Genomic DNA, 10,320 nt, shown 5'->3' with positions numbered 1-10,320 from the left:
GACGGGCGTCCGGACGGTGCGGCTTCAAATCAACCGAGGCATTGGTCGGCGCCTTGCGAGCGCGCCGGTCTCTTATCAAAGCCGGGGCCGCGTGCCGAGGGCGTGGCGTCGCTGCGCAGCAAAGCGAATGCCGGGTTGCACCTGTCGACAGTGCTTCGAACTTGACTATCATGGATTCATCAGCGCTGCTGTCGGCAGTGAATTCAATAGGGGATCCATTTTCCGCGATGCAGAATAAGCAAGAACTTGCTGAATATATTAAAGAGGCCTGCAGAAATCACTGGCATGAACATCACTACGCCCTCCTTCTAACACAATTGGGAACACAGATTTCGGCGGAACTAAAGAAATTCGCGCCAAAGGGAGTGAAAAATTTTATTGAAACCGAACTTGTTGACGAATTGGACGTCGTTCCAGATCTGAATGCGACCGGTAAATTTGGCGTAGTTCCAAAGGATGCAGAACTCCCAGGCGACAGGGCAGAATTATTCCGTCCGCCCGTGCGGCGGTATGCCAACATCGGAGCCAAACAGGATTCGACCAAGCATATTATCTACCATAGAGGCCTTTGGAAGGCCTTTCGGGATCCATTAGCATTAGGTTTCCATCGCTACTGGAATAAGGATAAACCTGAATCCTATCAAGACAGCACGACAGGCGATGCTACTGATCCAAGGCTCATCAAAATACCACAAGATCTCATTGGCAGTGATAGCGTGATGGATGGCACGCCGAAGCCTGATGTGCTTCGGGAGCGCATTAGAAAATTCATCATGAGTAGAAACGAGGATGAGTCCGATTTCATAGACCGAGTTTTTGACGAGAACGAGCGGAGAGTCGCTAGAACGACAAATGCAAGTCTTGAAAATATCTCTATCGGCGACGCTATCAATCGGTTGAGCAGAAGCGATCAAGCTCGCATAATGATCCCACTCGATATTGTAGCCGAACTACTCAAGAAATATTGAATGCCGATGCAATGCTTTCTTTTGGCTGGAGCTAGTGCACCGCTGTTCGAGGCATTCAAAAAGACTGTATCAAAGGGGCAGAAGAATATCATTGTAATTGGCGAGTCTGTTAAGACCAGTCGCCCATACACATACACTGAAGAAGTAGTAGAAAGTCTATTGAAGACAACCAGGAAGGAACTATGCAATCAAATAGAGAAAGGCCTACACGCATCTCTACAAGTATTATATGTTCCGCACCCTAGATATGAAATATTAGTTGATGAATTTGCAGTTTCCACGCTGACGTTTTCACTTCCAAAAGATACCAATGTCAGGAGCATTGCGGATTCTTTGCGCAATATTATGTCGTGCGTTAGATCGTTCCAGAAAAATATTCCTGTGATGAACGAGATATTTGAATCAAAAATAAGGAAAACCCCATGGTGTCTTCCGGAAAGAAACTATGAAATCGACTCTTATGTCAAAACGCTCTCAGAATCCACTAGACTGGCATGGGATCAAGAAATACCAGACTTCTTAGCGCCTACCGACCTGCCCACGACTGCAATCGTGAATCCAAAGACAACAGTTTACTCTGATAAAAGAGGGATCTTATTTATCCCTGCTAAGCGAAGAGAGTTTCACGGGCACGAGGTCGCGCATAACCGGGCTTGGCTTCGCGGGGTTTTCAGACTTGGTCGAAGTCTGCCTGTTGGCTTCCATTATGATGCGCGACCAGAGCGCGCACCACTTAGTCGCTTCAGTTTTTTTGACTGCGAGAACGGCTCCGTCACCCCTAAATCGGAGCATCAGTATGCCAATATCACCCCAAACGACCGGCTAAGACTCGGCAAAAAAGGATGAGTGATGCGACAGAGGGTGGCAAAGTGAGCCACCCTCGCGCAATGATCAATTTACAGAGCGTTCCGTTCTAGATCTTACCAACGCCGCCCTTAACTGCTCGGTCATCCGGCGAGCCAGTAGCGAGTTGGGTGGGAGAACACCTTTTGCTGTTCTCCATCGACATGGCCTTGATGCGAGCCATATGGCAATGCCCTCTTGGCCATGGCGCGGTTCCCGATCGGTTCTTAGGCCTCACGGGTTAGGCGCTCACAGAAGTGCTCTGCAGATTTGATATTTGGGTTTTTGACCCCGTTGTCAATACGGGGTGAGCTTGAGATGTCAAATTCCCGCCAACTGGTTACTGCTTCGTATGTCTAAATCGCTAATCTTACAGCCTGTCCCCGTCTTGAGCTCGCAGGCCATAGCACTATGCGGTCTGGCGGATTGCGTCGGTGCGAACCCACTGCTTGACGGAAGTTCCCATTAGCCGTGCTCCCGGAAGCTAAACCGTGAGAACGCCCCAGCGATTACGAGCGACCCAGTAGGGAGCGAGTACATAGGAGGGGGCTGCGTTTCTCCCGCCTAGACCTCGCCACACTCTACCGCTGCCCCAGCCACGGCTCGCATGCGATCCCGTCGTTGTCTCGGTCCAGATGGCGAGCATACCCCGGTTGCCCTCGCCTTAGCGGCGCTTTCCCAGCGGCGCGCACAGCGTCGCAGTTCCGATACCCGAAAAGATGTTTGGTCGTGATCCCAGACCATGTGCCGGACCGGTCCGGAGCGACATACATGGCCGCGCCGCCAACGCCGATGATTGCGACGATCTTGAACAGCAGCATCGACATGTCCCGCGGCCACCGGGATCGCTGGCGACGTCGTGGAACACGTTCAAACCGCCGCCGCAGCCGGGCAGCACTGTCAGGACGATCCTGTCGCTTCCATGGGCTGACAGTGGACATGACGCACACCTCCGGCTTGGAGTATCCGCTTCTCGTCTGACCGATCGGCTAATCTGATCGTGAAGATTGTCGACGCTGGGAAACAGGATAGGGCGCCAAGACTCAGGGAGTCTCAGTGGCGCGCTCCGTGGCATCTGGGCGTAGTAGCGTAGCAGCCGGCACGGAACGCTCACTGGCGACCGCCTATGCCGATCGGAACAGTTCGCCGGTCGACCTCTCTCCGTCAGATCCTGTTAGGGGCGTTGACCGAACGATCTTCGGCATCCTCATCGCCCGCGTCAGTCGCGTTCTGCCATCCGTGTCGCGGTGTCGGGCTGGTGCATATACCCGGTCTGTCGCTCGACCTCCCGCATCACCGCGTTCCAGTGGCGCGCCTCGTCCTGCGCATCGACTACATCGGCCAAGCGGCGTTTGTCGCGGGCGGCAACCCATGCGCCATGTGGCCCGTGCATGGTGACGAGGACCGTAGCCTCCTGTCGGATCTCCTTCGACGGACGGAACCGAGCAAGCAGCGCCGCCAGCATGCCCGTCAACCGCATTGGACTACGTCCACCTGGGTCGTCTGCTGCCTTACCAGAGCGCACCGACGGCGTAGGAAATCGTGGGAGCGCTTCAATCTCTCCAAATGGATCAGATCACATGAACTGTGCTCAAGCGATGGCTGTCGAACTGTGAACATCAAGCATCCCTCCCGTTCGCCAAGATCCACGCTCGGCGCCTATACGATTTCTCCCGATCGTATTTCGTGCAGCAAGGCCGGCTCTGCGCAAGATGTCCAAGGAGGGCTTCATCTACGTGAGTAGCCCGGGGCGCACATCCTCCGAGACTCTGACAGTCATTGAAAGGGCTGCCGGTGACTCAGGCAGGCTCGCTGGCGCGCTCTTGGGAGTGCAGGGCTATGATCCTGCAGCCCATCCCAAACGCTTGCGGGTGAGTCGCTATGGCGATCCGCGCATTTCGGGTCTGTAACTTCTCCCCTCGTATCCGCTCTGCTGCAGAATGGCCGTCATCGATGATGTTGGAGATGATGATGGACAGGGTCGAAATCAGAATTGGGCGCAGGCTCGTCATTCGTGCTGCCGGTCATGTCGCAGTTCTGGCGACCGTGCTCGGGCTCCTCGGCGGTGCGTTGGTGGTCGCGCGTGAGGTGGCGCGGAGCGCGACCACCAGCATCGTATGGGAGTTCGCGGACCCGTCCGGACCTTCGACGCTCCCGCATGTCGATCGACGCGGATGATGCGATAACAACGGCTATGTCCTGTTGGCTTGCCCGAGGCTCATAGAGGTCCGCCACTGTTCTGCTACGTGACCGCCGGCCGGTGGAAAGGATACGATCCGCGGCTACCGAACGAAGAGAGGGAATGCATCGATTTCCAGCTATTCGATATACCCGCCCGGATCGGGAACTGCGGTGCACTGGTGCATGCCGCGCGACGCGGAATGTGAACACCTAGCCAGAAAATTTTCCACGGGCTCGTGGTGTTCACATTCGTAAACGTGGAACCAAGAAACGTGTAACGAACGTGTAGGTGCAACGTGAACACCCGGGGGTGGAGGAGCCGCTGGTGCCAGAGCCAAGGATTGGGACCAACGTAGAGGCCGACACCCTAGGCATCCCCAAACCGGCATGCGCGTCAACCTAGGACATCGCTTCATCATCCGCGTGCCGAAGCGGAGCACCCACACCAAGTAGCACAACCACGCGCCGCTACCGGGGACGAAGAACCTGAAGGGCGCGAGCGAGCGAAGCTCGCGAGACGGCCGGAGGGTGGTTGGGGATGATTGGCTGCACTGAGCTACACTGGACCTCTCCCGGATCAGGCCCTCCCAGCGCCGGGAGCCGAAGGCGACCGGCAAGGCCGAAGGCCGCGCAGGCGAGCGAAGCGAGCTTTAGGAGCCGGGTGCATCAAGCAGTTTACCGTGCCGTATTCTCCACAGCCGGATGTCACACCTCCCTAATATATACTCATTCTCTCAAGAGGGTTCTAAGAGACATATATATTAGGGAGGTGTGACATCCTGTTCATCCTCTTACGCTTCCGGCTCAGTGCGCGAAGCGCCTACGCTCCGTCCATCCAAAGCTTTGGATTCTCCCGCACAACGGGCGCGGCTGCGGCGCTAGCCTTCCGGTTGCGGCGACTGTCTCGTTGGCGCTGCCTATCATTTTCCTTCTTCGCCTCAGCACGAGGATCGGTCGAAAGGTTGCGTGCCTGCAGCGTCCTCTCAACGGCCTCCACCATGGACGCACAGCGGAGCTGAAGGGGGCATGCTGCACACTGCGAGCTTGCAGGATCGTGCGCACCCGGAATGCCGTGGCAGCTCTGCATGAACTCAGACCGCTCAAGCGGTTGATCGGGCATCGGTGTCCCGCGACGCGCACGGACGTCAGGGCGGATCTGATCGATGGCGTCCACAAAATGCTCGGGCTTGGCTGTGATCGATCGGAAGAACAGCAGCGGGAGCTCTCGGCGGTTCAAGTTCCATTCCACCATGCGACGCGCCCAAATGGATTCACCGAAGGCAGCCAACTCCAGTGCCCACACTCGGTAACCGCACTGTGCGGGCAATCCGCGGTAGTTCGGGATGAGGTATTGCGGCAATGGCGTAGACCGAATGAGAGCGTTCAGCCGGCGTTCGGTCGTCCAGAACTTCGCGAACTCGGCGTGCCAGGCGACGAATGTCTTCCCCGACGGTCCAAGCTGACTCGGCCGGGGAGCCATCTTCCTCTGCCGGTTAAACGCGAACAGAAGGCAGAAGTAGACATATTCATCGTAGCGCACACCGAGTTTGTCTGCATGCTGCCGCGCACGGTTCATGCCGGTGAACTCGCCTCCTTCGCGATTGAGCTTCGCATCACTGAACCCCCGGATCTCCTCCGGGCGGTTCTTCCCGTATTTCTCGTGGAATGCGATTTTGAGCTGTTTGCGATAGAGCGAGGCGAAGAGCATCGTGGCCTCCAGCGGCGACATGAACCGATATCCCGGCCATTTGGTCACGAGGAGATCGCGCTCTTTAGCAAGATCGTCTCGATCGCAACGCGTAACCAAAGTGACCGAGTCGGCGACGCGTTGGATGATAGCCGCGCGAGGGTCTGCGGTTTGAATCGTAGACATAGGTTCTCCATCCCCGGCTTCGCCGAGGCTAAGGTTTCGTTGAATTTTTGGAGACCGCGCAGTTCCTGAATCACTTATAGCGGCGGGCGAGCGGGATGCGTGACAGAATCGAAAAAAGTTCAGCGAGGCGAGGTCGGCATTGGCCAGACGAGATGCGGCATACTTTCGGGCGCGCCTGAAGCGCGATCACCCAACAATCCACGCTGACCTTATCGCCGGCCGATTTCCATCGGTTCGGGCTGCAGGAATCGCGGCTGGCATCATCAAACCGCGTCGGCGCGTTACAGAGCTGCAGAACGCCTTCCAGAAGGCCACCAAGGCGGAGCGGAGAGAGTTCTTGGACTGGCTCCTGGCGAACTACGGTCAGACAGCCAGACGCGCCGGTGCATCGACGGTGGGGAAATCGACAGCAGTCTCAACCCAACCTGCGGCTCCACGCAGCGCGCTCACACAGGACCGGCGTCTAGAGCCATGGGCGCGCGTGCGCATACTGGAGATCCTGAACTTGAAGGGTTGGAAAGCAGGCACGGTGATGGCGGATATGGGCTCGAACGTCCGCGATGCGTCGCTGGGGATGGCACTCCTGCAGAACACCAAGCTGAACCGCTTAGATCCAGCCGAACTGGATCGGTGGATTCAGCGCTGGAGCGCGACACTGAATCTTCCGTAGATACGCCTACAGCTGCGGTATAGATTCATCTACGTAGACCCAAAGGCTTCATCCCACCCTCGCCACGAGATCGTCGGCGTTCAGGTGCGTGTAGCGCCGCAGCATCTTGAGCTCGCGGTGTCCGCTGATCGTAGATACCTCTACAACGTTCAGGCCCTTCTCAAACAGCCGGCTCACGGCCTCGTGGCGTAGGTCGTGAAAGCGCAGACCGGTCACGCCTGCACGCTCGCACAGGCGACGCCATGCCTGTTCAAGACTGCCGGCCGAGATCGGGAAGACGCGATCGTCCGACGTAGACGCATCTACGCGAAGCGCACGGAGCGCTTCGATCGACCGGATGGTCAGCGGCACCTGCCGAGCGCTGCCGTTCTTTGTAAGGGCCAAGGACGCGATCCCTCGATCCAATGCTAGATCCGTCCACCGAAGGCCGAGAAGCTCGCCACGGCGCATTCCCGAGTCACCAGCGACGATCAGGAGCGCCTTCATGCACGCGATCCGTCCGGTGTCGCATGCGGCGAGCAGCCGGGCCTCCTCGTCAGCCTGCAGACGACGCTCTCGGGCGTTGGTGATCTGAGGACGCCGGATCGCCTTCGCCGGGTTACGCGCCAACGGCATCCCCCAGTCGCGCATTGCCACCTCAAGGACGTGGCTCAGGATGGCGATCTCCCGGAGCGCCGTCGCGGGACTGACCGTCTGGAGGCGCTCGTCACGATAGGCAGCAAGGTCGGCAGCGGACAGGCCGATCAGCGTCCGGTGTGCGAGGTCATGCCGGAGCAGCACGTCGATGCGCTGGCTCTCCTGCATGTGACCCCGCTTCTTCGGCGTGACCTCCTGCCGGTAGCGGACGAGCAGATCCCGGAGTGTGGTGGACTCGAGGAGACGCGTATCGGGGGCGGCACCAAAGCGGTCGACCTGCGTCTCTAGATCACGAGCCCAGCGCTCGGCCTCGGCCTTGCTGTCGAAGGACTTCGCCCTCGGCTTCATCCCGCGACGACGCACCTGCGCCTGCCAACGTCCCCTAAGCTTCCTGATCGTCGCCATTGCAATCTCCGGTGGTTCACTGGAGATTGCGTAGGACGCCGGCACAACGGTGCCAAGGAGTATCTCGGATGACGATCCCGGACCGATGAAAGTGATAATTCTTCACCCTTCGCGTTTCGGCCAGATGAGAAAGCGGAGTAGCGGTTGCCACAGACATTTCCATTCGGAGCGCCCATACAAGATGTTCGGCAAGAGTGCCGTGGACCAAAATCAGTTTTCGTGTTGGGCGTTTACGCCAGCGCAGTTCATGCACGCTGGATCGGCCCTGACAGAAAAGAACTCATAAGGGCGGTGGGGGTAGCATCCGAGCCGACGATTTTCTGGACCGGCGAAGGCGCCGCTGAGATTATCGCGCGAATTCAACTGCCAGCAGCGGCAGGACGTCTGGAGCCTGCATCAGCTAACTCCAACGGCCCTTCTGGGATTTCTCTCGATAAGCGATTTCTGCAACCCCTGGGTCTCGTTCGTAACGACACGTGGCTTTGCGACCTTGTCCCTCGAAGCTGCAAGAACGATGATCAAGCTAAGGCTCTCGCTCGGGCCTACGCGCCCAACTTGGAAAGGTTCGGGCTTGCGAAATTCGATTGGCCGAGCGTTCCAAATCCACTGACCTCCCCTGAAAGAATAGAAGAGATACTCAGGGAGCTGGACGAAGCGCGACCGGATGTGATCGTGACATTGGGCGACCTGCCTCTCAAATGGTTCATGAATCATGTCGATCCGCGTGTGCCCAAGCGTGTGAGTAGTTTCGGCAACGATCATGAGCATTACGGCCAACTTCATGAAATCAAGGTCGCTGGCCGCCGACTACTGCTCTTGCCGCTGGTCCACCCACGACAAGCTAGCGCACTCGGCAGAAGCTCACCCGCTTGGAAAGTCGCTCATGATTGGTGGATCGTGAACCGCGCATCCACATTGCTGGGTTCGGGATAAACGCCGATCGGGCGGTTTGCCGGCGGCGAGATCTGGGGCTTGTTGTGACTGAAACGATCGGCCTCCTTTGGTTCGCGGCCGACGATGCCCGGCTCTGCTGTAGGAGACAACCGGAGGCGGGAGTTAGAGGTCGTTGTGCGAAACGATCGGGATGACAGCCCACAACATCCTGATCGTCACCATTGCAAGCTCCGGTCGTTACCAGAGATGCCTAGGACGCTGCCGCATCGCTGCAAAGGAGTATCCAGGGAGCCAATATGGGACCTTCAGCGGTTCAAGTCTGGTCAGCCTGATCACGTAGCATCTTAACGAGCGATATACGGTTGCCGGATAAGAAATTGATACGTGAGGCATACAACTTGCCCACAATTGGGAGGTTGGTTGTCGATATGTGGGGGCGATTGCTAGGGCGCGAGATCGATGAGGCCGTCCTCAGCGATCTCATCGACTGCATGTATGGAAGCGTCGCTTCCATTGTGCTTTCAGTTCTTACATATACTGGAGTTCTGGTGCTCACCGTCGCACGTGGTGCTGATGCGCTGCTTATAGGCTGCATCGCGTTCGGGGTAGCCGTCGGTCTGATCCGTTGCCTCGTAGGGGCCTCCTACCAACGTCGCCGTCGCAGGGGGCGTCTTCCGCGCCAAGAGCTTGAGCAGCGGCAAATCGTCTACGCTGCAGCAGGGCTGCCCTACGCTATTTCGATCGGAGTTGTTGGCGCTCTCGGCGCTTGGTCAAGTGATGAATTCGTTTTCATGCTATGCGCGCTCATGCTTACGACCTACGTCAACGGCTTGTTGATCTACGTCTCTGTCCGACCTGCAATCGCCTATACGCTCTCGTTGCTCCCTACTTGCATTGCAATGCCGGCTACCATGCTGAGCCCCTATCCATACCATCAGGCAGCCGGCCTACTCTATCCCATCTGCCTCTTGATTTGCTTTGTTGTATGTCGACAGCAGAGCGCAGTATTCCTCGAGCTCTACCGCTCCCGCAAGATGCTGGCAGATGCCGCCTCTGAGGACGTCCTAACCGGGTTGGCAAACCGGCGCGCTCTCGACGACGCGATTGAGAACACGGCGGTTGGCCGACCTACCGCCCTCGTCTTCATAGACCTCGATGGCTTCAAGGCGGTCAACGACAATCATGGACACGAAGCAGGCGATTCGATTCTACGCAAAGTCGGCAGCCGCATCCGCAGCGTGCTCGGACCTGATGATTTCGTAGCCCGAACGGGCGGCGACGAGTTCGTAGTCCTTCTGAGAGACGACCGGGCGATCACGTCGCAGAATGCGGGCGAAGAGATCCGGAAAGCCATCAGCGGCTTCTACGACATCGGGCAAGCGAAGGCACGAATAGGGGCCAGCGTCGGGATTGCTATGGAACCAGCCGGCCTTCGCCATCCGGCTGATCTCATGCGGGAAGCGGATGCGGCAATGTATGCTGCCAAGCTCCGCGGCCGAGATCGCGTCGTCCAATACGAAGCAACGTTGAATGTGCTCGCGATGCCGGCTTAGCTGAACTGCGGGAGCACAGAGTCAGCCGAGCCCGCCTCGGCTCTTCCGGTCGTGACCTCCTTGGGCTCTGTCGCGTTCAGCTTTAGAGCCCTACGTGCCGCGGTCGTGGCCCTCGACGTGCCGGACCCAGGCACGTCTACACCGCCGACCAGTCAGATCACCGTGCAGCCGCACCGAACTAGCTATAAAACCTGAGAAATTCTGGCGGAGAGGGGGGGATTCGAACCCCCGATACGCTTGCACGTATGCCGCATTTCGAGTGCGGTGCATTCGACCACTCTGCCACCTCTCCGGCCG

The 10,320-nt window shown here is 57.8% G+C and carries 10 protein-coding genes and 1 tRNA gene; 6 read left to right on the top strand and 5 right to left on the bottom strand.

Annotated elements, in window-relative coordinates; genetic code table 11:
- Together H536_RS24690 and H536_RS24685 are read left to right on the top strand one after the other, a co-directional pair.
- On the top strand, positions 1–968 hold a 968-nt coding region (locus tag H536_RS24690; protein ID WP_205620020.1), incomplete at its 5' end, for a hypothetical protein.
- Positions 969–1,814: a hypothetical protein gene (locus H536_RS24685; protein WP_155898599.1), complete on the top strand. Its 846-nt coding sequence runs from the start codon at positions 969–971 to the stop codon at positions 1,812–1,814.
- A gap of 578 nt (positions 1,815–2,392) precedes the next feature.
- Here H536_RS24685 and H536_RS24680 read toward each other — a convergent pair.
- Together H536_RS24680 and H536_RS0121790 are read right to left on the bottom strand one after the other, a co-directional pair.
- Complete coding sequence (locus H536_RS24680; protein ID WP_244495491.1) at positions 2,393–2,632, bottom strand: excalibur calcium-binding domain-containing protein; 240 nt, start codon at positions 2,630–2,632, stop codon at positions 2,393–2,395.
- A 398-nt stretch (positions 2,633–3,030) separates the two neighbouring features.
- Positions 3,031–3,276, bottom strand: coding sequence for a hypothetical protein (locus tag H536_RS0121790; RefSeq protein WP_155898598.1), 246 nt, complete (start codon positions 3,274–3,276; stop codon positions 3,031–3,033).
- A 416-nt stretch (positions 3,277–3,692) separates the two neighbouring features.
- Between H536_RS0121790 and H536_RS0121785 the strand changes: the two genes are divergently transcribed.
- Positions 3,693–3,989: a hypothetical protein gene (locus tag H536_RS0121785; RefSeq protein ID WP_155898597.1), complete on the top strand. Its 297-nt coding sequence runs from the start codon at positions 3,693–3,695 to the stop codon at positions 3,987–3,989.
- A gap of 823 nt (positions 3,990–4,812) precedes the next feature.
- Here the strand turns inward: H536_RS0121785 and H536_RS0121780 are convergent.
- Positions 4,813–5,865 (bottom strand): hypothetical protein, encoded by a 1,053-nt coding sequence (locus tag H536_RS0121780; protein ID WP_024352429.1) that lies wholly within the window; start codon positions 5,863–5,865, stop codon positions 4,813–4,815.
- A 337-nt stretch (positions 5,866–6,202) separates the two neighbouring features.
- On the opposite strand from H536_RS0121780, the gene H536_RS24675 reads away from it, so the two are divergent.
- Positions 6,203–6,535, top strand: a complete 333-nt coding sequence (locus H536_RS24675; protein WP_155898596.1) for a hypothetical protein — start codon at positions 6,203–6,205, stop codon at positions 6,533–6,535.
- A gap of 48 nt (positions 6,536–6,583) precedes the next feature.
- Here the strand turns inward: H536_RS24675 and H536_RS0121770 are convergent, their stop codons facing one another.
- Complete coding sequence (locus H536_RS0121770) at positions 6,584–7,576, bottom strand: site-specific integrase (protein ID WP_024352428.1); 993 nt, start codon at positions 7,574–7,576, stop codon at positions 6,584–6,586.
- A 222-nt stretch (positions 7,577–7,798) separates the two neighbouring features.
- Between H536_RS0121770 and H536_RS25055 the strand changes: the two genes are divergently transcribed.
- Both H536_RS25055 and H536_RS23500 read left to right on the top strand, forming a co-directional pair.
- Complete coding sequence (locus H536_RS25055; protein ID WP_205620019.1) at positions 7,799–8,509, top strand: uracil-DNA glycosylase family protein; 711 nt, start codon at positions 7,799–7,801, stop codon at positions 8,507–8,509.
- A gap of 323 nt (positions 8,510–8,832) precedes the next feature.
- Entirely contained in the window at positions 8,833–10,023 is a 1,191-nt protein-coding gene (locus H536_RS23500; RefSeq protein ID WP_155898595.1) for a GGDEF domain-containing protein, read from the top strand.
- Between the two features lie 202 nt (positions 10,024–10,225).
- On the opposite strand, the gene H536_RS0121755 is transcribed toward H536_RS23500, so the two are convergent.
- Positions 10,226–10,315 (bottom strand) — tRNA-Ser (locus H536_RS0121755).
- Positions 10,316–10,320: the final 5 nt, after the last annotated feature.

Source organism: Aurantimonas coralicida DSM 14790, assembly GCF_000421645.1.
GTDB lineage: Bacteria > Pseudomonadota > Alphaproteobacteria > Rhizobiales > Rhizobiaceae > Aurantimonas > Aurantimonas coralicida.
Note: the sequence above shows the minus strand (reverse complement) of the source record. Positions and strands in the feature narration are given on the sequence as shown.